Below are 21070 nucleotides of genomic sequence, written 5' to 3'. Positions count from 1 at the left end.
GTCGCGAGGTGTTCATGACGGTTTCGCAGGGAGCATCGGTCCTCTTCGCCGCGGGCAGGACCCCGGAGCTCGATCCCACGTCGTTCGTCGCGGCAGGCGCACGGGTCGTCGGGGGAGTGATCCTCGGGGCCGGTGCGAGCGTCTGGTACAACGCGGTGCTCCGCGCCGACGGCGACACCATCACTGTCGGCGCGAACAGCAATCTGCAGGACAACGTGTCGGTCCATGTCGATGCGGGCCATCCCGTCGTCATCGGCGCGAACGTCTCGGTCGGTCACAACGCCGTCGTGCACGGCTGCACGATCGGCGACGGCTCGCTCATCGGCATGGGCGCGGTCGTCCTCAACGGCGCGAAGATCGGGTCGGGATGCCTCATCGCGGGCGGCGCCGTGATCCTGGAGGGCTCCGAGATCCCCGACGGGTCGCTGGTCGCCGGCGTCCCCGGCAAGGTGCGGCGAGAGCTCACCGACGAGGAGCGCGCCGGCCTGCTGCGCAACGCCGAGCACTACCTGCAGCACATCGAAGAGCACCGCGGCGCGTTCTCGGTCTCCTGACCTGTTCCGCGAACTCAGCCCTTCGTCGGCGGATGGTGCTTGCCGCGGTGCACCTCGTACAGGCGCACGTGGCCAGGCCACGACGGGTCGTTCTCGATCGGCCGGTCGTCCATGAACGCGCGGATGACGTGTGCGAGCTGACCCGGGTGGCTGTAGTTGATCGCGTGTGCGGCGCCCTCCAGCAGCACCACCAGCACATGGCTGTCGGTCTGACGGGCGATCTCGTCGACGCGGTGCGCATGGGGGAGCAGCGGGTCGCGCTGCCCCAGCACGACCAGCGTGGGGATGTGCAGCTCGAGCAGCCGCTGCAGCGACGGGTACTGCGTCAGCGACCGGAACATGCGCATCGTGCTCGGGATGCCGAAGCGCACGTAGTCCGGCACGGCGACGGTCGCCATCTTGAACGGCTCGCGCGGCGCATCGGCCGACAGCTGACCGATCGCGCGCCGGAGAGGTTGATTGTGGATGCCACCCGCCGGCGAGACGAGCACGGCCCGGTCGATGCGGTCGGGGTAGCGGTGCGCGTACTCGATGATGACGGGGCATCCCATCGAGTTCCCGACGAGGGTCGCCTTCTCGACCTCACGGTCGTCGAAGAAGTGCAGCGCAGCCCGCGCGAGGTCGGGGATGTCGAGCATGCCTCTGCTCTTGCCGCTCCGGCCGAACCCGGGCAGGTCGGGCACATACGTGTGGAACTCGTCCGAGAGCCGCTCGGCCGTGGGCAGCAGATAGCGGCCGGAGAGGCCGAACCCGTGGACGTGCGCCATAACCCGTGCGCCGGCGGGCGGGTGGGGGGACTCGCGGTAGAACACGTCGACGCCGTCGACGCGCGTCCACTTCTCGGCGAGGGCCGACGCCGGGCGGCGCGGCAGCTTCCTCGGCGTGGCCGAGGGATCAGACGATGACGCGTCCATTGCGGCTCCCCACACAGGCATCGAACGGTGCCATGCCAGTCTGCCGTGCAGACGGGCGGTGCGGGAGAGGGAGAGAAAGCTCGGAGGGGCTGACGGGAATCGAACCCGCATCATTAGTTTGGAAGACTAAGGCTTTACCACTAAGCTACAGCCCCGCATTGCGGGAGATGCCGCGGCGGTGGGCTGCGGCATCCATGAGTCTAGGGCACATGACGGCCAAGACCGGCATCGCAGGCGGTGCCCGGGCGGGTCGGCTAGACTTCTCGGGGCCGAAAGGCGCACGCACGCGTGCGGACCCGCCCGGGGCGTAGCTCAGCTTGGTAGAGCGCCCGCTTTGGGAGCGGGAGGTCGCAGGTTCAAATCCTGTCGCCCCGACATCACGGCCCGAAGATTCGAACCCAGACCTTCACGCCGCGCGTTCGCGCGGTCCGATAGAGGAGAAGTAACAGGCATGGTGAACAGCACCGTCGAGAAGCTCAGCCCGACCCGGGTCAAGCTGCACATCACGGTCAGCCCCGACGAGCTCAAGCCGTCGATCAAGCACGCGTACGAGCACATCGCTCAGGACGTCCAGATCCCCGGTTTCCGCAAGGGCAAGGTCCCCGCGCCGATCATCGACCAGCGCATCGGCCGCGTCGCGGTGCTCGAGCACGCTGTCAGCGAGGGCCTCGACAACTTCTACCGCGAGGCCGTCTCGGCTCACGAGCTGCGCGTCCTGGGCCGTCCGGCCGCCGAGGTCACCGAGTGGCCGAACGAGAAGGACTTCTCGGGCGACCTCGAGGTCGAGGTCGAGGTGGACGTGCGTCCCGAGTTCGACCTGCCCGCGTTCGAGGGCACCACTGTCGAGGTCGGGGCCGTCGAGGTCGACGACGCCGCCATCGACGAGGAGCTGGACCGCCTGCGTGCCCGCTTCGGCACGCTGGTGACCGTCGACCGCCCCGCCACGTCGGGCGACTTCGTCGAGCTCGACCTCGTCGCCACGATCGACGGCAACGAGATCGACCGCGCCGAGGGCGTGTCGTACGAGGTCGGCTCGGGCGAACTGCTCGAGGGCATCGACGAGGCCATCGACTCGCTCACCGCCGGTGAGGACACCACGTTCCGCTCGAAGCTCGTCGGCGGCGACCACGCCGGCGACGAGGCCGAGGTCTCGGTCTCGGTCAAGGCCGTCAAGGAGCGCGAGCTGCCCGAGGCCGACGACGACTTCGCCCAGATCGCGAGCGAGTTCGACACGATCGCCGAGCTGCGCGACAGCCTCAAGGAGCGCGTCGGCCAGCAGGGCGCGTTCACGCAGGGCTCCGCGGCGCGCGACAAGCTCATCGAGGTCCTCCTCGAGCAGGTCGAGATCCCCGTCCCGCCGCAGCTGATCGAGGACGAGGTGCACAACCACCTCGAGGGTGAGGGCCGCCTGGAGGACGACGTCCACCGCGCCGAGGTCGCCGAGGCCAGCGAGAAGCAGTTCAAGACGCAGATGCTGCTCGACAAGATCGCCGAGTCGGTCGACGTCCAGGTCTCGCAGGACGAGCTCACGCAGTACCTCGTGCAGTCGGCCGCCCAGTACGGCATGGCTCCCCAGGACTTCGTCAACGCGCTGCAGGAGGGCAACCAGCTTCCCGCGATCATCGGCGAGGTCGCGCGGAACAAGGCCCTCGCGGTCGCGCTCGGCAAGGTCACGGTCGTGGACACGAACGGCAAGCCGGTCGACCTGAGCGGCTTCATCGCCGTGGACGACGAGGCCGAGGCTGAGGAAGAGGTCGTCGAGGAGGCGCAGGAGATCGCGGATGCCGCGGCCGACGCCGACGCGGTGGTCCAGGCCGAAGAGGCCGCCAAGCCCGCCAAGAAGGCTCCCGCCCGCAAGCCGACGGCCAAGAAGGCCGCTGCCGACGAGACCGCTGCCGACGAGGCTCCCGCGAAGGCTCCCGCCAAGAAGCCGGCCGCCAAGAAGGCTCCGGCCAAGAAGGCCGCCGACGCCGAGTGACACAGCCTGACGGCCGCTGCTGAAGCGGCCGGGGTGAACAGGAGGACGGATGCCGCGGCATCCGTCCTCCTGTTCGTCCGGGGGCGCTCTGCCCAGGGCGAACACGGGCGGGTCGGTCGCGGTGCGCCGGTAGATTCGATGGCACCGACACGGAATCAGGAGTACACATGGCCGAACCACTTGTCGCGACGAGCGTCTTCGACAGGCTGTTGAGGGACCGCATCATCTGGCTCGGGTCCGAGGTGCGCGACGAGAACGCCAACGAGATCTGCGCGAAGATCCTGCTGCTCGCCGCTGAGGACTCCGAGAAGGACATCTACCTGTACGTCAACTCCCCGGGCGGCTCGATCACCGCCGGCATGGCGATCTACGACACGATGCAGTTCGTGCCGAACGACATCGTCACGGTGGGCATCGGCATGGCGGCCTCGATGGGCCAGCTGCTGCTGACGGCGGGCACCAAGGGCAAGCGCTACATCACGCCGAACGCGCGCGTGCTGCTGCACCAGCCGCACGGCGGCTTCGGCGGCACCGCGAGCGACATCCAGACGCAGGCGCAGCTGATCCTCGACATGAAGAAGCGCCTCGCCGAGATCACCGCGTCGCAGACCGGCAAGTCGGTCGAGCAGATCAACGCCGACGGCGACCGCGATCGCTGGTTCTCGGCGCAGGAGGCGCTCGAGTACGGCTTCGTCGACCACATCCGCGAGTCGGCGGTCGACGTGATCGGCGGCGGCGGAACCGACGGCGGCGCCCGCGCGGCGGACTGACGGCACGAAGGCGAAAGAGAGAGAACCCGCAATGCTGACCCCCACCTTCGGCGGTGCCCCGATGGCGCCTCAGGGACTCCAGATGCCCGGCAGTCGCTACATCCTGCCGCAGTTCGAGGAGCGCACGGCCTACGGCTACAAGCGCCAGGACCCGTACAACAAGCTGTTCGAGGACCGCGTCATCTTCCTGGGCGTCCAGGTCGACGACGCCTCGGCGGACGACGTCATGGCCCAGCTGCTCGTGCTCGAGTCCCAGGACCCCGACCGCGACATCATCATGTACATCAACTCGCCCGGCGGCTCGTTCACGGCGATGACGGCGATCTACGACACCATGCAGTACGTGTCGCCGCAGATCCAGACGGTCGTGCTCGGCCAGGCGGCCTCGGCGGCCGCCGTGCTGCTCGCGGCCGGCGCCCCCGGCAAGCGCCTGGCGCTGCCCAACGCCCGCATCCTGATCCACCAGCCCGCCATGGGCGAGGCCGGTCATGGTCAGGCGTCCGACATCGAGATTCAGGCGCAGGAGATCCTCCGTATGCGCACGTGGCTCGAGCAGACGCTGTCGAAGCACTCGAACAAGACTGTCGAAGAGGTCAACAAGGACATCGACCGCGACAAGATCCTCTCGGCCGAGGAGTCGGTCGTGTACGGCCTCGTCGACCAGGTGCTCACGACCCGCAAGCGCGGGCAACAGGCCCTCACGAAGTAGGCGCTCCGACCACGCGCGCGGATGCCGCGACACCCCGCCGCCCGGATTCTCCGGGCGGCGGGGTGTTCTGCTGCGCGCCGACGCCGTTCCGCTCACCGCGAACCCCGGTCGTCCACAACGTGCGTCGCAATGCCGCCGCATGTCGGCGTCAGCTATTAGGCTCGGAGAACAGCTGGGGGGCTTCCCCCCGACGTGACGAGGAGGAGCCTCATGGCACGCATCGGTGAGAGCGCCGACCTGTTCAAATGCTCCTTCTGCGGAAAGAGTCAGAAGCAGGTCCAGCAGCTGATCGCCGGCCCCGGCGTCTACATCTGCGACGAGTGCGTCGAGCTGTGCAACGAGATCATCGAAGAGCGCATGGCCGAGTCCTCGTCTGGCGTCGTCGCCGACTTCGATCTTCCCAAGCCGCGTGAGATCTTCGCGTTCCTCGAGGAGTACGTGGTCGGCCAGACCGACGCGAAGCGCGCACTGTCGGTCGCCGTGTACAACCACTACAAGCGCGTGCGCGCCCACGGCACGATCCAGTCTGCCGAGCAGCGCGCCGACGAGATCGAGATCGCCAAGAGCAACATCCTGCTGCTCGGCCCGACCGGCTGCGGCAAGACCTACCTCGCGCAGACGCTGGCCAAGCGCCTCAACGTGCCGTTCGCCGTCGCCGACGCGACCGCGCTCACCGAGGCGGGGTATGTCGGCGAAGACGTCGAGAACATCCTCCTCAAGCTCCTGCAGGCCGCCGACTTCGACACGAAGCGCGCCGAGACCGGCATCATCTACATCGACGAGGTCGACAAGATCGCCCGCAAGGCCGAGAACCCCTCGATCACCCGCGATGTGTCGGGCGAGGGCGTGCAGCAGGCGCTGCTGAAGATCCTCGAAGGCACCGTCGCCTCAGTGCCGCCGCAGGGCGGGCGCAAGCACCCGCACCAGGAGTTCATCCAGATCGACACGACGAACGTCCTGTTCATCGTCGCCGGTGCCTTCGCCGGGCTCGAAGACATCATCTCGTCGCGCGTCGGCAAGCACGGCGTCGGCTTCGGCGCCTCGCTTCACCGCAAGGACGAAGACCTCAATCTGTTCGGCGACGTCCAGCCCGAAGACCTGCACAAGTTCGGCCTGATCCCCGAGTTCATCGGGCGTCTGCCGGTCGTGGCATCGGTCTCGCCGCTGGACCGTGAGGCTCTCATGGAGATCCTCACGGAGCCCAAGAACGCCCTCGTCAAGCAGTACCACCGGATGTTCGAGCTCGACGGCGTGACGCTCGAGTTCGATCGCGAAGCGCTCGAGGCGATCGCCGATCTGGCCGTCGCCCGCAAGACGGGCGCGCGCGGACTCCGGGCGATCCTCGAAGACGTACTCGGCCCGATCATGTTCGAGATCCCGTCGACCGACGACGTCGACAAGGTGATCGTCACCCGCGCCTCCGTCGACGAAGGCGCTCCGCCGACCCTGGTGCTGCGCGAGAAGCGCAAGAGCGCCTGATCCCACCCGCTCCGCCACGGGAGTTCCCGCCATGGCAGACCTCAAGCCCGACCTCGACGACTACAGCGGTGTGCTGAGCGTCCGCCGCGACGGCGACGTACGGGGTGAGTGGGCCGTCGGCCTCGCCGATCGCACCTGGGGCGTCCCGAACACTCCTGAGACACGATTCGGTCTGGCCAGCGGAACCAAGACGTTCACGGCGCTCACCGTGCTCTCGCTCGTGGCCGACGGGGCGCTGTCGCTCGAGACGACGGCCCGCGAGATCCTCGGCGACGATCTGCCGCTCATCGCCGACGACGTCACCGTCGACCATCTGATGACCCACCGCTCGGGCATCGGCGACTACCTCGACGAAGAGGTCGACGCGCTCGCACCGATGACGGTCCCGGTCCAGCAGCTCGATTCGACGCCCGCCTACCTCGCCGTGCTGGATGGCTTCCCGACGAAGTTCCGCGCGGGGGAGCGCTTCTCGTACTGCAACGGCGCATTCGTGGTGCTCGCGGTCATCGCCGAGCGCGTGTCCGGCACACCCTTCGCCGAGCTGGTGGCGAAGCGGGTCTTCGTCCCGGCCGGGATGACGGCATCCACCTTCCCCCGTTCCGATGCGCTTCCGCCGTCGACGGCGACAGGGTACAAGGACGACGGCCGGACCAACGTGTTCGAGCTGCCCGTGGTCGGCACGGGCGACGGCGGGGCTCATTCGACGGCGGCCGACCTGCACCGGTTCTGGCTCGCCCTCACCGGAGGACGGTTGCTGCCGGCGGAGCTCGTCGCCGTCGCGACGGAGCCGGTCACGCCCGACACCGGCGACGGCATGGGGTACGGACGCGGGATCTGGCTCGGCGACGGGGATCTGATCCTGTCGGGCGGTGACCACGGCGTCACCGCCGTCAGTCGCCACGACCCGCGCACCGGGACGACGGTCACGGGCCTGGCCAACATCGAGGTTCCGATGTTCGCACGGGTCGCCGCGCTCATGGCGCAGACCGGGCCACGACAGCGCTGAGGGATGTCGGAGGCCCGGCGTAGCTTCGGCGCATGTCCACTCCGCAGTCGTTCTCGATCGCCGTCTCCGACACGGAACTCGCCGACCTGCGCGAGCGTCTCGACCGGTTCCGCCCCCTGCCGGACTCGCCCCGTCGGCCGCCCGCCGGCATGTCGTCGGACTATCTCGGCGAGCTCGTCGCGGGCTGGCGTTCATGGGACTGGCGTGCGCGCGAAGCGTGGCTGAACCGGCATCCGCAGTTCCTCGTCGACATCGACGACACCACCTTGCACTTCGCCCACCTGAGATCCGCGCGCCCCGATGCCCCCGCGCTCCTCGTCATGCACGGCTGGCCTCACACGTTCGCCCTGCAGCTCGACTTCGCAGACCTGCTCGCGGACTTCCACGTCGTCGTGCCGAGCTTTCCGGGATTCGGCTTCTCCACCGCCTACGAGCGGGGGTCGATCACCGAGAAGCGGCTCGCGGCGACGATGCACGCCCTCATGACGGACGTGCTCGGGTACCGCCGGTACCTCACATACGGCGAGGACGTGTCGGCCAACGTCAACGACCTCATCGCGGGCAGCTACCCCGAATCGGTGGCCGGCGTCATCGCGACGCATTCGCATTTCCCGTCGCGGGCCGAGCGGCCCCTCTTGACGGCATCCGACGAGGTCGCGTTCTTCGCCCGCCTCGACGATTGGGGCGGGGCGAACGGCGCCTACGGGCATGTCCAGGCCACCCGGCCCGACACCCTGGCCGCGAGCCTCAACGATTCGCCCGCGGGGCTTCTGGCATGGCTGGCCGAGAAGCTGGTCGAGTGGAGCGACACACCCGAAGGCGATCCGCGGGCGGTCGAACGCCGCATCTCACGCGAGCGGATCCTCACCGAGGCGATGATCTACTGGACGACCCAGAGCATCGGCACGTCGTTCCGCCCGTACTACGAGGGGGCGGACCAGCCCGACGAGATGCCGCCCGTCGAGGTGCCGGCATCCGTCCACATCCAGCGGCACGAGTGGGACTACCCGGAGTCGCTCGCGCGGCGCTTCTACCTCGACCTTCGGACATTCGAGCGGCTGGACGAGGGCGGGCACTTCACCGTCGCAGAGGTGCCGGAGGCCATGGCCGAGCGCGTGCGCGCGTTCGCCCGCGACATTGACCTGCTGTGAGCGCGACCGCGCGTCCGGACCACGAGCGACACCGGTTCGCCGACCGCAGCATGCCGAGGCGCTGGGCCTGGACGGGCTGACGAGGATCGCCCTCCGATCTGGCTGATCCGGGCCATCCGGATGGCCCCTCTCGGCGATGAGGCGGGGAAGGGTGCCGGACTTGACTCGGGTCATGTCTACCGACCTTCACCCGAGTGCCGTCATCGGCACGCTCACCATCGACCTGAGGCTGAACGGTCCCCGTCGCTCGGCGAACGGCGGCTTCGCCGCCGGGACCGTCTCGCGCAGCGTCGACGCCGACGTCGTGACCGTGCGACTCCACAAGCCGGTTCCCCTCGGCCGCGAGATGAACGTCGTCGCGGCGGACGGCGACGGGATCCGCGTCGTCGACGGCGCGCGGACGATCGCGACCGCGCACGCGGGCACGCTCACCGACGCGCCGCCGCCTGCCGCGCCGTCCTACCGCGAGGCGGTGCTGGCGCGTGCGGCGCACCCGCTGGCCGGCGTGCACCACCCGTTGTCGGACTGCTTCGTCTGCGGACCGCATCGGCCCGACGGCATGCATGTCACACCGGGCTTCGTGCCGGACCGCCCCGACATGCTCGCGGCGCCGTGGGTGGTCGGGGCGGATGTGTCGAATGCCGGTCTGGCACACTTCGCCGCGGTCTGGGGCGCGATCGACTGCACGAGCTATCCGGCGCGGGCTCTCCGCTCCGGTGAGCTGTGCCTGCTCGGCACGATGACCGCGGACGTCGAGCGCCGGCCTCGCGTGGGGGAGAAGCTCGTCGTCTTCAGCTGGACCCGGTCGCACGAGGGCCGCCGCTACGAGACATCAGCGGCCATGGTCGACGCCGCCGGCGCCGTCGTCGCGCGAGCCGATGCCACCTGGATAGCGCTGCGGCACCAGCGCCTGCATGCTCTGCGCGTCCGGCGGCGTCCTGCACCGCGTGTCTCATACTGATGTCGTGGAGTTCACGGTGGGGCCGACGCGGTACGCGCGTGCGGGATCGGACGACATCGCCTGGTCCGAATCGGGCGCAGGCTCACCCCTGATCCTCGGGGGATGGTGGATGAGCCACCTCGAACGCGACCTCGAGTACGCCCCTATCCGCTCGTTCCTCGCAGCGCTCTCGGCCCGGCGCCGGGTCATCAGGACCGACCCGATCGGGAGCGGCCTGTCGCGCTCGAGACGCGCGACGCCCGCGACGCTGACCCCGCACGTCGACGCCCTCACCGCCGTCCTGGACGACGCGGGCGCGGAGCGGGTCACGGTGCTCGCGGGCTCGTCGGGCTGTCCTGTCGCCGTCGCGTTCGCCGCCCGTCACCCCGACCGCGTCGAGCGTCTCGTCCTCTGCGGCGCGTACCTCGACGGGAGTGCGATCGCCTCCGCCGCCGACCGTGATGCACTCACGGAAGTCGTCCGTCGCAGCTGGGGTGTGAGTGCGCGCGTCATGTCTGAGATCTTCTTCCCCGACGCGACGCCCGAGGAGCAGCGCGCATACCTCCGCCACCAGCGGACGGTGGGTTCGCCCGAAAGCGCGGCTGCAGCACTCGCCGCCGTGTACGCGTTCGACGCCCGCGCCGAGGCGGCGGCCGTGCGTGCCCCCACGCTGGTGCTGCACCGGCGGGGCGACCGTGCGATCCCGCTCGCGCTCGGCGTCGAGACGGCGAACGCAATGGCACCGGCGCGGCTGGCGATCGTCGACGGCACCGCCCATCACCCGTGGCATGGCGACAGCGCGGAGATCGTGCGTCAGATCCTCACCTTCGACGGGGTGGATCCCGGCCTTCTCACCGAGCCGGCTGCCGCAACGGACGCGCCGGGCACGTCGCCCGCGGGGCCGCTGTCGGAGCGCGAGCGGGAGGTTCTGCTGCTGGTGGCCCAGGGAAGGACCGACGCCGAGATCGCCGCCGAGCTGTATCTGAGTCCGCACACCGTGCACCGTCACGTCGCCAACGTGCGCAGCAAGCTCGGAGTGCCGACGCGTTCCGCCGCGGCCGCGTGGGCGGCCGTCAACCTGACGTGACCGGCCCTGGACGGACCGCCGACGCGGTCACGGGCCCCACGGGATCACCGCGCGGAACCCGCGACCACGATCTCAGTCCGCGAGGCCTCGACGCTCCAGCAGCGGCTGGATGACGGCATCCCGTCCCCGGAAGTCGCGGTAGGCCTCGAGCGGGTCCTTCGACCCGCCGACGCCCAGCAGACGGTCGCGGAAGCGGTCGCCGTTCTCACGGCGCAGACCGCCGTTCTCACGGAACCACTCGACGGTGTCGGCGTCGAGCACCTCGCTCCAGATGTATGAGTAGTAGCCGGCGCTGTAGCCGCCGGAGAAGACGTGCGCGAAGTACGTCGACGAGTACCGAGTGGGCACCGCCGGGTTGTCGAGCCCGATGTCGGTGAGCGCGGCCGCTTCGAACGCCGCGACGTCGACGTCCTCTGCGGCCTCGGCCGACGACAGCGAGTGCCATGCCTGGTCGAGCCATGCGGCTGCGAGGTACTCACTGGTGGCGAAGCCCTGGTTGAACGCCTCGGAGGCGTGCAGCTTCTCGACGACGTCGGCCGGCAGCGGCTCGTCGGTGTCGATGTGGCGGGCGTAGGACGCGAGGATCTCGGGCCAGTAGATCCACATCTCGTTGACCTGGCTGGGGAACTCGACGAAGTCGCGGAACACGTTGGTGCCGGCGAAGTGCGGGTAGGTGACGGTCGCGAACAGGCCGTGGAGCGCGTGCCCGAACTCGTGGAACAGCGTGGTGACCTCGTCGAGGCTGAGCAGTGTCGGACGCCCCGCCGCCGGCTTGGGAACGTTGAGGTTGTTGACGACGATCGGGGCGGTGCCGCGCAGGCGCGACTGCAGGACGATCGAATTCATCCACGCACCGCCGCGCTTGGTGTCGCGCGTGTACAGGTCGAGCACATAGAGCCCGAGCGCGGACCCGTCGGCGTTGTGCACCTCGAAGACGCGGTTGTCAGGGTGGTACCCGTGCAGGTCGTGCCGCTCGGTGAACGTGATGCCGTACAGGTCGGTGGCGGCGCGGAACACGCCGTCCTGCAGCACGCGCTCGGCCTCGAACCACGGGCGCAGCGCCGTGCGGTCGAGGTCGTACTCGGCCGCGCGCACCTTCTCGGTGTAGTACGCCCAGTCGTGCGCCGCGATCGGGAACGGCGCCGCCTCGGCGTCGACGATCGCCTGGAGCTTCTGCTGCTCCCGCACGGCGTTGCGGGCTGCGGGGACGGCGAGCTCGCGCAGCAGGTCGTGGACGGCGGCCGGGGAGCCGGCGGTCTCGTCCGAGGTGATGTAGGCGGCGTGCGAGTCGTAGCCGAGCAGGGCGGCCCGCTCGGCGCGCAGGCGCACGATCTCCCGCAGGGTGTCCCGGTTGTCGTGCGCGTTGCCGCGGGATCCGCGGGAACGGGATGCCGCCAGCAGGCGCTCGCGCGAGGCCCGGTCCGTGAGGCTCGACAGGTACGGGTGCCCGGTGAACAGGGTCAGCGTGACGACCCACTTGCCGTCCAGGCCGCGATCCGCCGCGGCCTGGACGGCAGCGGACACCTCGCCCTCGCTGAGCCCGTCGAGCTCGGCAGGATCGTCGAAGATGACGGCGAGGTCGTTCGTGTCGGCCAGCAGGTTCTTCTCGAACTGAGTGGTGAGGGTCGACAGGCGCTGGTTCAGCTCTGTGAGCCGCGCCTTGGCCTCGTCGTCGAGCCCGGCGCCGGCGTGCGACATCTCGGTGAAGTGCCGCTCGACGAGGTAGCGCTGCTCGGCGTCGAGGCCGAGCTCGTCGAGCCGGTCGTGCAGCGTCTTGATGCGCCAGAACAGCGCGGAGTCCAGCTGGATGGAGTCCTGGTGCGCCGACATGAGCGGAGCCAGCTGCTCTTCGATCGCCTGGATCTCGTCCGTCGCGTCGGCCGACGACACCGTGTAGAACGCGCGTGCGACATCGCCCAGCAGGCGACCGCTGGTCTCGAGCGGCACCATCGTGTTCTCGAACGTGGGCATCGAGCGCACGACGGTGATGCGCGACACCTCGTCCTTGTGCGCCGCGAAGGCCTGCTCGAACGCCGGGAGGTAGTGCTCCGCGCGAATCGCGTCGTAGTCGGGGAGTCCGTAGGGGAGGGTGCTGGGGGAGAGAAGCGGGTTGTCGGTCACGACGCCAGCCTAGTTCCCGCGGACCCCGGATCACCGAGATACCTTTGCAAAACATTCATTGCAAAAAAGTACTTGCAAAGATGTCTTTGCATTCTGTACAGTCAAGGCATGGAAGACGAGACGCCCCGCACCGCGTGGTCCGCAGCAGAGCACGAACGCGGCGACCGCATCCTCGACGCGGGCGCCCTGCGCGCGCTCGCCCACCCGCTGCGCGTCAAGATCTACGACATCCTGAGCCAGTACGGCCCGCAGACCGCCAGTTCGCTCGCCGAGCGACTGGGGGAGTCGTCCGGCTCGACCAGCTACCACCTGCGCGCCCTGGCGAAGCATGACCTGATCCACGAGGTCGAAGGTCGCGGCTCGGCACGCGAGCGCTGGTGGGAGCGACCGAAGGGCGGCGTCTCGTTCGCGAACGCCGAAGCCATCAAGACCCCCTCCGGCCGGGCCGCGACGCAGATCGTCATGGGCGAGTTCTTCAAGCTCCGCCAGGAGCAGCTCATGCAGTTCATCGATCGCGGACTCGCCGAAGAGGAGGACGACTGGCAGGAGGGGAGCATGATCTCCACCGCCACCGCCCGCCTCACCCCCGAGCAGTCCGCAGAACTCTCCCGCAACATCATGGCGCTGATCGACGACGCCGTGGAGAAGTACCGCACCCAGACCGGCGAGAACGTCCGCCCCGTCACAATCCGGGCCGACCTGTTCCCGCTTCCGGAACTCGAAGACTAGGAGCGCCGTCATGACCACTATCACCGCCCACCGCCTCGCCTCGTCCGCCGCACCCATTCGCACGACCACGTTCGAGCGCGCGCTGCTGCACGCGGCGACCACTTTGGACGCCTTCGTCGGCGCGCGCCTCGAGCGCCGCGCCAGCACCGCGCGTCGGCAGGCTGTCGCGGCTCAGGATGCCGCGGCCCGCACCCGCGGCGCCGCCCAAGCGCGCGGCGCCATGGGTCTGCTCCCGCGATGAGCGATTCCGTCGACATCGCGACGCAGACCGAGTCGTCGGCCGGGCGGGCGCGCAGGGTCCCGCTCGGCCGCGACTTCGGAAAACTCTGGACGGCCGCTGCCTTCAGCAACCTGGCCGACGGCATCGGGCGCACCGCCGTCCCGCTCGTGGCGACGACGCTCACCCACGATCCTCTGATGATCTCGGTGCTGGGCGCGCTCGCCTTCCTCCCGTGGCTGCTGTTCGGCCTGCCCGCCGGCATGATCGTCGACCGGTTCGACCGCCGCATCGTGATGGCGATCGCGAACACGTTCCGCAGCGCGGCCGCGCTCGTGCTCGCCGTGCTCACGGTGACCGGCACGCTCTCCATCTGGTGGCTGTTCGCGGGCACGCTGGTGTTCGGGCTCGGCGAGACGCTGTTCGACAACGCGACGAACGCGGTCATCCCCGGCGTCGTCACCCGCGATCAGCTCGACCGCGCGAACGGCTGGATGCAGGCCGCGCAGATCACGATCGACAGCTTCATCGCCACGCCCATCGGCGGTGTGCTCTTCGGTATCGCGCTGGCCGTCCCACTGTGGGTGGACGGCGCCGCCTACCTCGTCCCGATCGTGCTGGCGCTCATGCTGCCGCTCTCCGCGGCCCGACCGCTTCGCGCTCCCGCGACCGCCGAGCCCGAGCAGGTCCCCGACCCGACGGCCCCCGACGTCGCCCCCGCCGGGGCCACCTCCGAGCCTGTCCCGGCCCCGGTGGCGCAGTCGTCGGTATCGGCGCGCGAAGCGATCCGGTTCCTGTGGCACCACACCTACCTGCGGTCGATGGTGCTCTTCACCTCGATCGTCGGCTGCTGCCTGTCGTTCGCGCAGGCGGTCACCGTGCTGTTCTTCCTCGACGTGCACGATGTCGACCCGGTCGCGATCGGCTTCGTGACGGCGGGCATCGGCATCGGCGCGCTCGTCGGGTCGCTGCTGGCCTCACGGCTGGTCGCCCGGTTCGGACGCGGGGTCGTCATGGTCGCCGCGAACGCCATCGTGGCGGTCTCATCCGTGCTGGTGGGCCTCGCTCCGAACGTCGGTCTCGCGATCGCGGCCTACGCCCTCATGGCGTTCGCGGTGTCGACGTGGAACGTGCCGTGGGGCGCGCTGCGCCAGCAGATCATCCCACCGCACCTCTTCGGTCGCGTGCTGGGCATCACCCGCATGCTGACGTGGGGAATCTTCCCGATCGCGACGCTGCTCGGCGGCCTCGTCTCGAGGGTCAGCCTGCAGCTGCCGTTCGTGATCTCGGGCATCGTGGTCGCGATCGCGACGACCGTCGCGCTGCGCCTGCTGATCGTCGGCACGCGTCAGGCAGGGGCCGAGGCCGGAGCCGCACCCGCGGAGTGACAGACGACGAAGGCCCACGGACCGCGGTTCGTGGGCCTTCGTCGACTGGCCGGGTCAGGCGAACTCGTCCTCGTCGTCGTGGCGCACCACGACGGCGCCAGCGCGATCGATCGTCACGATCACGCCGGTGTCGAGCTCGGCGACCGGTCGGCCCTCGAGCCATGTCAGCGTCCACCGCGGCGCGGGCGTGCCCGGCGGCAGGTCCTGCTCCACGGCGGCGAGCTGTGCGTGCAGCTCGGCGGGGACAGCGGCCGGCGGCTGCTCGCCGGCGGTCCAGCGGGTTCCGAGCTGCATGTCAGTCCTCCTGCGGCGCCAGCTCGATCGCCGTCACGGCCAGCGTGTCGGCATCCGCGTACTCGATCTCGGCGATGCGGCCGACGGCCTGCAGGTCGCCTTCGGCGAGCTTGAGCACGGCGAGGGATGCCGCCGGCCCGGCGATGACCGCACGCGCCACCTGCGCCTTCTGCGACACCTTGGCCTCGGTCTTCGCGCGGCGCACGCCGATGAGCGCTTCGCCCACGACGGAGAGGACGGCGGGGTCGCCCCACTCCTCGTCGGGAGCGACCGGCCACCCGGCGGTGTGCACCGATCCGTCGTTGAACCACGACCACGCCTCTTCCGTCGCGAAGGACAGCACCGGCGCGAGCAGGCGCAGGAGCGCCGACAGCGCCAGACGCAGCGCGAGCGCGGCCGAGGCCTGACCCGCATCGGTCTGGTTGTACGCGCGCTCTTTGACCAGCTCGAGGTAGTCGTCGCAGAACGTCCAGAAGAACGATTCGGTCAGCTCGAGGGCGCGTGCGTGGTCGTAGTTCTCGTACGCCTTGGTGGCCTCGCGGACCACGCCATGCAGGCTCGCGAGCATCGACGCGTCGAGCGCGTGCGTGACCTCGGCGCCCTCGGGGACCGGGAACGACAGCACGAACTTGGCGGCATTGAGCACCTTGATCGCGAGGCGACGGCCGATCTTGATCTGCGTCGGGTTCTGCGGGTCGAACGCTGCGTCGGTGCCCAGACGGCTGGAGGCCGCCCAGTACCGCACCGCGTCCGAGCCGTGCTGCGAGAGGATGTCGGCGGGCGTGACCACGTTGCCCTTCGACTTCGACATCTTCTTGCGGTCGGGGTCGACGATGAAGCCGGAGATGGCGGCATCCGTCCACGGCGCGCGGTCGTCCTCCAGGGCGCTGCGCAGCATGGTCGAGAACAGCCACGTGCGGATGATGTCTTGGCCCTGCGGGCGCACGTCGAACGGCGCGACGAGGTTCCACAGCTCCGGATCGCGCTCCCAGCCGCCCGCCAGCTGCGGCGTCAGCGACGAGGTCGCCCACGTGTCGAAGATGTCCTTCTCGCCCTCGAAGCCGCCGGGAACCCCGCGCTGCGCCTCGGTGAAGCCCGGAGGCACATCGGTCGTCGGGTCCACGGGCAGGTTCGCGAGATCGGGCGTGAGTACGCGCTGGTAGTCCCGCTCGCCGTTCTCGTCCAGGCCGTACCAGACCGGGATCGGCACGCCGAAGAAGCGCTGACGCGAGACCAGCCAGTCGCCGGTGAGCCCGCCCACCCAGTTCTCGTAGCGCACGCGCATGAAGTCGGGGTGCCAGTCCATGCCCTTGCCGAGCTCGAGGAGCTTGTCGCGCAGGGCCCCGTCGCGAGCGCCGTTGCGGATGTACCACTGGCGGGTGGAGACGATCTCGAGCGGACGGTCGCCCTTCTCGTAGAACTTCACCGGGTGGCTGAACGGCTTCGACACCTCCAGCAGCTCGCCCGACTCTTCGAGGAGCTCGACCATGCGCTTCTTGGCACTGAACACGGTCTTGCCCGCGAGTTCCGCGTAGGCCGCCTTGCCGGCCTCCGCCACGATCGCCTCGGGCACGTCGGCGAGGATGCGCCCGTCCATGCCGAGGATGGTGCGGTTGGGGAGGTCGAGCTCGCGCCACCAGACGATGTCGGTGACATCGCCGAAGGTGCAGATCATCGCGATGCCGGTGCCCTTGTCCTGCTGCGCCAGGTGGTGGGCGAGCACCGGGACCTCCACGTCGAAGACGGGGGTGCGCACGGTCGAGCCGAAGTACGGCTGGTAGCGCTCGTCGTCAGGGTTCGCCACGAGTGCGACGCACGCGGCGAGGAGCTCGGGACGGGTCGTCTCGATGACGATATCGCCCGAGCCGTCGGTCTTGTGGAAGGCGACCTTGTGGAACGAGGCCTGCTGCTCCCGGTCCTCGAGCTCGGCCTGGGCGATCGCGGACCGGAAGTCGATGTCCCACAGCGTGGGCGCGAGCGACTGGTACGCCTCACCGCGCTCGATGTTGCGCAGGAACGCGCGCTGACTGGTGCGGATCGTGTCGTCGGAGATCGTGCGGTACGTCTGCGTCCAGTCCACGGACAGTCCGAGCTGGCGGAACAGGTCCTCGAAGTGCTTCTCGTCTTCGAGGGTGAGCGCCTCGCAGAGCTCGATGAAGTTGCGGCGGCTGATCGGCACCTGATCGGCGGGCTTGAGGCTCTTGGCATCGCCCTGGAACGGCGGGACGAACTCGGCGGTGTAAGGCAGCGACGGGTCGCACCGGACGCCGTAGTAGTTCTGCACGCGGCGCTCGGTGGGCAGGCCGTTGTCGTCCCAGCCCATCGGGTAGAAGACGGTCTTGCCGCTCATCCGCTCGAACCGCACCTTGACGTCGGTGTGGGTGTAGCTGAACACGTGCCCGATGTGCAGCGATCCGGATGCGGTGGGCGGGGGAGTGTCGACCGAGTACACGCCGTCACGGCCGGCCTCGGCGGCGCGGAGGCGGTCGAACAGGTACGTTCCCTGTGCCCTCCACGCTTCATCCCACTTCGTCTCGAGGCCCTCCAGTGCGGGCTTCTCCGGAATATGCGCGTCGGACATGGATCTCCTCGATCGATATGTGCGGCACTGTGTGAGCGTGCCTGAGTGTGGGATGCCGCTCGAGTCTACCGGGGCGAGCGATACACCCGGACGAGTGGATGCCGGCGGCCTCGCGGCCGCCGGCATCCACTCGTCTTCGTCGTCAGGCGGCGACGGTCGCCGTCTCGGGAGCCGTCTCGAGCTCGGGCTCGACCGGCCGGCGAGCGGCGAGCCACGCCGACACGAGGGTGATGACGGACATGATCGCGAGGATCACGCCGGGGTGCCACCACGCGAACTCGGTCGCAGAACCGAGCTGGAGAGTGAGGTACGGCACGAACCCGCTGATCGTCGCGGCGAGGGCGTAGGCGAACGACAGCGCCGAATAGCGGAAGTGGTCGGGGAACAGGTCGTTCATGAGCCCGCCCAGCGCCGCCCACGCCATCGTCGGCAGGGTGCCGCCGACGATCATGGTCGCCACCAGGATCGGGAAGGTCGCGAACTGCAGCAGGAAGTACATCGGGAACGTGATGACGAGCGTGCCGAGGGCGCCCCACAGCACGACGCGGGCCGAGCCGATGCGGTTCGCCCACGCGCCGAACAGCGGGATCGTCACGAGCTGCAGCAGGCCGCCGATCGTGGTCGCCACCAGCAGGTCCTGGAAGCTGAAGCCGAGCTCGGTGACGCCGTAGTTGACGGTGTACGTGTTCATCAGCGAGTACGAGCCGATGCCCAGCAGCGCCGCGCCGACGGCGATCGCCATGGCTCCGGGGCGCTTGGCGAACATCGTCACGAACGGCACGCGGTCGCGGCGGCCCTCGGCGACGAGTCCGGTGAACACCGGCGTCTCGGTGATCGACCAGCGCAGGTACAGCGAGACCAGCAGCAGCGGCACCGCCAGGAGGAACGGGATGCGCCAGCCCCACGCGGCCATCTGGTCGGACGGGAGCACCGCGGTCATCACGATGAACACGACGGCCGAGAGGATCGAGCCGACCGGGGAGCCGAGCTGCGGCACCGCCGCGTAGAACGCGCGCTTGAGGGGACCGGAGTTCTCGGTCGCGATGAGGATCGATCCGCCCCATTCGCCGCCGAGCGACAGGCCCTGCACGGTGCGCAGAAGGATCAGGAGCACCGCACCGAGCCAGCCGGCCTGCGCGTACGTGGGCAGCAGGCCGATGAGGCCCGTCGCGACGCCCATGATCCCGACCGTCCACAGGAGCGTGGCGCGGCGGCCCAGGCGGTCGCCCATGTAGCCGAAGATCAGTGCGCCGATCGGGCGGACGACGAACGCGAGCGCGATCGTGAGGAACGCGACGCTCGTGGCCCCGACCTCGCCCAGCGGGTCGAAGAAGAGCGGTCCGACGAAGAACGCCGAGAAGTACGCGTACAGGTAGAAGTCGAAGGATTCGAGGGACGTGCCGACCATCGAGGCCCACGCGACGCGGCGGGTGGGCGAGCTCTCGGGAGCGATGGCGGCTTCGGGTGCGGCTGCGGTCACGGACGTCAATCTTGGCACGAGTCCAGAAACCCCACGCGGCGGGCGGGCATTCCCGCCGCGCGTCAGTCCCTCGACACCGCGCCGGCGGCGATCACGTCGGCGAAGAATCCGGCGCTCTTCTTCGGTGTGCGCTCCTGCGTGTCGAAGTCGACGGCGACGATGCCCCAGCGCTGCGTGTAGCCCTCGGCCCATTCGAAGTTGTCGAGCAGCGACCAGACGTAGTGGCCTTCGAGCGGCACCCCGTCGCCGATCGCCCGCGCCGCCTGCTGGAAGTGCGAGCGCAGGAACTCGATGCGGTCGGGGTCGTCCACCGTGATGTCGGCGGTCGCATCGGGGATGCCGTTCTCGGTGAGGATGAGCGGGATCGCGGGGTACTCGTCCTTCAGCCGCGTCAGCAGGTCGTACAGGCCCTGCGGGTCGATCTGCTGCCAGGTCGCGGCCGACGTCGGCGCGATCTCGACGGTGTTGCCGATGCTGTCGATCCCGGTCACCCCGTAGTACTGGATCGCCAGCAGGTCGCAGGGCGACGAGATCAGATCGAGGTCGCCCGGCTGCTGCAGGGCGAGGAACTCGGCGGGGTCGGCCGGCAGCTGCCCGGCCTGGTCGCCGATCGCATCGTCGGGGTACGAGCCCTTGAGGATCGGATCGAGGAACAGGCGGTTCTCGCGGGCGTCCGTGAAGGTCGCAGCCTCGGGATAGTCCGGGTCGGTGGGGATCACGGGGATCAGGTTGAGCGCGGCGCCGATCCGGCCGGGCGTACTGCTCTCACGGAAGCGCTGGACGGCGAGGCCGTGTGCGAGCAGCTGGTGGTGCACGGCCGCCGCCGCCGCGTCGGGATCGCGCAGCCCTGGCGCGTGCACGCCGTACCAGTGGCCGACGAACGCGTGCGTCTTCGGCTCGTTGAGCGTCAGCCAGTCCGCGCCGGCGTCGCCGAGGGCCTCGAAGCAGACGGCGGCGTAGTCCGCGAAGCGCGCAGCGGTGTCGCGCGAGCTCCAGCCGCCGACGTCCTGGAGCGCCTGCGGCAGGTCCCAGTGGAACAGCGTGATGGTGGGGCGGATGCCGGCGCCGACGAGCTCGTCGACGAGGCGCCGGTAGTAGTCGAGGCCGGCCTGGTTGATCTCGCCGGCACCCGTCGGCAGGACGCGCGACCACGAGATCGAGAAGCGGTAGGCGCCGAGGCCGAGCGAGCTCATCAGGGCGACATCCTCGACGTACCGGTGGTACTGGTCGGCCGCGGGATCGCCGGTGGAGTCGTCGGCGATCTTGCCGGGCAGCGCAGCGAACGTGTCCCACACCGAGGCGCCGCGTCCGTCGGCGGCGAGCGCGCCTTCGATCTGGAACGCGCTCGTCGACGCTCCCCAGGTGTAGCCCTGCGGGAACGCCATCGGCTCGGCGGGCGGCGTCCACGCCGCGGGTGTGGCGGACGTGGCAGGCGCGGGTGATGCGCCCTGAGGGGTGCAGGCGGCGAGGGCCGCTGTCACGCCGACACCGCCGGCTGCGAGGAGGAAGGTGCGGCGGGTGAGATCGCCGTCGCGGCGCAGGGGAGTGGGCATCTTCGCCTTCGTGTGCTGGGATCTGCGGGCTGCGCATGGGAGCGCTCCCATGCGCAGCACAGCATAGCGCAACGGCGCCGGGTAGAATCAAGCCCAACGACATCGATCCGGCCATCACC

18 protein-coding genes and 2 tRNA genes are annotated in these 21070 nt (G+C 69.6%); 13 read left to right on the top strand and 7 right to left on the bottom strand.

Going from position 1 to position 21070, the window contains the following annotated elements; all coding sequences use genetic code 11:
- Positions 1-14 precede the first annotated feature (14 nt).
- Positions 15-554, top strand: coding sequence for a gamma carbonic anhydrase family protein (locus tag ABEA46_RS05665; protein WP_345543396.1), 540 nt, complete (start codon positions 15-17; stop codon positions 552-554).
- 14 nt (positions 555-568) lie between these two features.
- On the opposite strand, the gene ABEA46_RS05660 is transcribed toward ABEA46_RS05665, so the two are convergent.
- Complete coding sequence (locus tag ABEA46_RS05660) at positions 569-1468, bottom strand: alpha/beta fold hydrolase (RefSeq protein WP_345543395.1); 900 nt, start codon at positions 1466-1468, stop codon at positions 569-571.
- An 84-nt stretch (positions 1469-1552) separates the two neighbouring features.
- A tRNA-Gly gene (locus ABEA46_RS05655) sits at positions 1553-1623 on the bottom strand.
- A 146-nt stretch (positions 1624-1769) separates the two neighbouring features.
- Between ABEA46_RS05655 and ABEA46_RS05650 the strand changes: the two genes are divergently transcribed.
- The 9 genes from ABEA46_RS05650 to ABEA46_RS05610 all read left to right on the top strand — a co-directional run bounded on the left by ABEA46_RS05650 (position 1770) and on the right by ABEA46_RS05610 (position 10588).
- A tRNA-Pro gene (locus tag ABEA46_RS05650) sits at positions 1770-1843 on the top strand.
- A gap of 76 nt (positions 1844-1919) precedes the next feature.
- Positions 1920-3446 carry a trigger factor gene (gene tig, locus ABEA46_RS05645; protein WP_345543394.1) on the top strand — a complete coding sequence of 509 codons (1527 nt, stop codon included), beginning with the start codon at positions 1920-1922 and terminating at the stop codon, positions 3444-3446.
- Positions 3447-3613: 167 nt separating this feature from the next.
- The gene (locus tag ABEA46_RS05640) at positions 3614-4216 is read left to right on the top strand and encodes an ATP-dependent Clp protease proteolytic subunit (protein ID WP_345543393.1); all 603 of its coding nucleotides are present in this window, start codon (positions 3614-3616) and stop codon (positions 4214-4216) included.
- A 31-nt stretch (positions 4217-4247) separates the two neighbouring features.
- Entirely contained in the window at positions 4248-4925 is a 678-nt protein-coding gene (locus ABEA46_RS05635; protein ID WP_345543392.1) for an ATP-dependent Clp protease proteolytic subunit, read from the top strand.
- 210 nt (positions 4926-5135) lie between these two features.
- Positions 5136-6404 carry an ATP-dependent Clp protease ATP-binding subunit ClpX gene (gene clpX / locus ABEA46_RS05630; RefSeq protein ID WP_345543391.1) on the top strand — a complete coding sequence of 423 codons (1269 nt, stop codon included), beginning with the start codon at positions 5136-5138 and terminating at the stop codon, positions 6402-6404.
- 31 nt (positions 6405-6435) lie between these two features.
- The gene (locus ABEA46_RS05625; protein WP_345543390.1) at positions 6436-7410 is read left to right on the top strand and encodes a serine hydrolase domain-containing protein; all 975 of its coding nucleotides are present in this window, start codon (positions 6436-6438) and stop codon (positions 7408-7410) included.
- A gap of 32 nt (positions 7411-7442) precedes the next feature.
- Positions 7443-8561, top strand: a complete 1119-nt coding sequence (locus ABEA46_RS05620) for an epoxide hydrolase family protein (protein WP_345543389.1) — start codon at positions 7443-7445, stop codon at positions 8559-8561.
- A 172-nt stretch (positions 8562-8733) separates the two neighbouring features.
- Entirely contained in the window at positions 8734-9522 is a 789-nt protein-coding gene (locus ABEA46_RS05615; RefSeq protein ID WP_345543388.1) for a hypothetical protein, read from the top strand.
- A 4-nt stretch (positions 9523-9526) separates the two neighbouring features.
- Complete coding sequence (locus ABEA46_RS05610) at positions 9527-10588, top strand: alpha/beta fold hydrolase (RefSeq protein WP_345543387.1); 1062 nt, start codon at positions 9527-9529, stop codon at positions 10586-10588.
- Between the two features lie 72 nt (positions 10589-10660).
- Here ABEA46_RS05610 and ABEA46_RS05605 read toward each other — a convergent pair whose 3' ends face one another.
- On the bottom strand, positions 10661-12709 hold the full coding sequence (locus ABEA46_RS05605; protein ID WP_345543386.1) for a M3 family metallopeptidase: 2049 nt from the start codon (positions 12707-12709) through the stop codon (positions 10661-10663).
- A 108-nt stretch (positions 12710-12817) separates the two neighbouring features.
- Here ABEA46_RS05605 and ABEA46_RS05600 point away from each other — a divergent pair, with 108 nt between their 5' ends.
- From ABEA46_RS05600 to ABEA46_RS05590, 3 genes are read left to right on the top strand one after another with little or no spacing between them, the layout of a single operon-like run.
- Positions 12818-13438 (top strand): winged helix-turn-helix domain-containing protein, encoded by a 621-nt coding sequence (locus ABEA46_RS05600; protein ID WP_345543385.1) that lies wholly within the window; start codon positions 12818-12820, stop codon positions 13436-13438.
- A 10-nt stretch (positions 13439-13448) separates the two neighbouring features.
- Positions 13449-13679: a hypothetical protein gene (locus tag ABEA46_RS05595; RefSeq protein WP_345543384.1), complete on the top strand. Its 231-nt coding sequence runs from the start codon at positions 13449-13451 to the stop codon at positions 13677-13679.
- Complete coding sequence (locus ABEA46_RS05590; RefSeq protein ID WP_345543383.1) at positions 13676-15043, top strand: MFS transporter; 1368 nt, start codon at positions 13676-13678, stop codon at positions 15041-15043. The genes ABEA46_RS05595 and ABEA46_RS05590 overlap by 4 nt, the downstream gene beginning before the upstream one ends.
- A 54-nt stretch (positions 15044-15097) precedes the next feature.
- Here ABEA46_RS05590 and ABEA46_RS05585 read toward each other — a convergent pair whose 3' ends face one another.
- The 4 genes from ABEA46_RS05585 to ABEA46_RS05570 all read right to left on the bottom strand — a co-directional run bounded on the left by ABEA46_RS05585 (position 15098) and on the right by ABEA46_RS05570 (position 20951).
- Positions 15098-15337 carry a hypothetical protein gene (locus ABEA46_RS05585; RefSeq protein WP_345543382.1) on the bottom strand — a complete coding sequence of 80 codons (240 nt, stop codon included), beginning with the start codon at positions 15335-15337 and terminating at the stop codon, positions 15098-15100.
- 1 nt (position 15338) lies between these two features.
- Positions 15339-17918 (bottom strand): valine--tRNA ligase, encoded by a 2580-nt coding sequence (valS, locus tag ABEA46_RS05580; protein ID WP_345543381.1) that lies wholly within the window; start codon positions 17916-17918, stop codon positions 15339-15341.
- Positions 17919-18060: 142 nt separating this feature from the next.
- A complete protein-coding gene (locus ABEA46_RS05575) occupies positions 18061-19398 on the bottom strand; it encodes an MFS transporter (protein WP_345543380.1) in 1338 nt (445 codons plus the stop codon).
- Between the two features lie 62 nt (positions 19399-19460).
- On the bottom strand, positions 19461-20951 hold the full coding sequence (locus ABEA46_RS05570) for a GH1 family beta-glucosidase (protein ID WP_345543378.1): 1491 nt from the start codon (positions 20949-20951) through the stop codon (positions 19461-19463).
- Positions 20952-21070: the final 119 nt, after the last annotated feature.

It is taken from the genome of Microbacterium jejuense, assembly GCF_039544225.1.
GTDB classification, from domain to species: Bacteria; Actinomycetota; Actinomycetes; order Actinomycetales; family Microbacteriaceae; genus Microbacterium; species Microbacterium jejuense.
Note: the sequence above shows the minus strand (reverse complement) of the source record. Positions and strands in the feature narration are given on the sequence as shown.

What these genes read in the sequence shown, in the direction of transcription:
- ABEA46_RS05665 (WP_345543396.1), top strand. Translation starts at nt 15, where the DNA reads ATGACGGTTTCGCAGGGAGCATCGGTCCTCTTCGCCGCGGGCAGGACC.
- ABEA46_RS05660 (WP_345543395.1), bottom strand. Translation starts at nt 1,468, where the DNA reads ATGGACGCGTCATCGTCTGATCCCTCGGCCACGCCGAGGAAGCTGCCG.
- tig (WP_345543394.1), top strand. Translation starts at nt 1,920, where the DNA reads ATGGTGAACAGCACCGTCGAGAAGCTCAGCCCGACCCGGGTCAAGCTG.
- ABEA46_RS05640 (WP_345543393.1), top strand. Translation starts at nt 3,614, where the DNA reads ATGGCCGAACCACTTGTCGCGACGAGCGTCTTCGACAGGCTGTTGAGG.
- ABEA46_RS05635 (WP_345543392.1), top strand. Translation starts at nt 4,248, where the DNA reads ATGCTGACCCCCACCTTCGGCGGTGCCCCGATGGCGCCTCAGGGACTC.
- clpX (WP_345543391.1), top strand. Translation starts at nt 5,136, where the DNA reads ATGGCACGCATCGGTGAGAGCGCCGACCTGTTCAAATGCTCCTTCTGC.
- ABEA46_RS05625 (WP_345543390.1), top strand. Translation starts at nt 6,436, where the DNA reads ATGGCAGACCTCAAGCCCGACCTCGACGACTACAGCGGTGTGCTGAGC.
- ABEA46_RS05620 (WP_345543389.1), top strand. Translation starts at nt 7,443, where the DNA reads ATGTCCACTCCGCAGTCGTTCTCGATCGCCGTCTCCGACACGGAACTC.
- ABEA46_RS05615 (WP_345543388.1), top strand. Translation starts at nt 8,734, where the DNA reads ATGTCTACCGACCTTCACCCGAGTGCCGTCATCGGCACGCTCACCATC.
- ABEA46_RS05600 (WP_345543385.1), top strand. Translation starts at nt 12,818, where the DNA reads ATGGAAGACGAGACGCCCCGCACCGCGTGGTCCGCAGCAGAGCACGAA.
- ABEA46_RS05595 (WP_345543384.1), top strand. Translation starts at nt 13,449, where the DNA reads ATGACCACTATCACCGCCCACCGCCTCGCCTCGTCCGCCGCACCCATT.
- ABEA46_RS05590 (WP_345543383.1), top strand. Translation starts at nt 13,676, where the DNA reads ATGAGCGATTCCGTCGACATCGCGACGCAGACCGAGTCGTCGGCCGGG.
- ABEA46_RS05585 (WP_345543382.1), bottom strand. Translation starts at nt 15,337, where the DNA reads ATGCAGCTCGGAACCCGCTGGACCGCCGGCGAGCAGCCGCCGGCCGCT.
- valS (WP_345543381.1), bottom strand. Translation starts at nt 17,918, where the DNA reads ATGTCCGACGCGCATATTCCGGAGAAGCCCGCACTGGAGGGCCTCGAG.
- ABEA46_RS05570 (WP_345543378.1), bottom strand. Translation starts at nt 20,951, where the DNA reads ATGCCCACTCCCCTGCGCCGCGACGGCGATCTCACCCGCCGCACCTTC.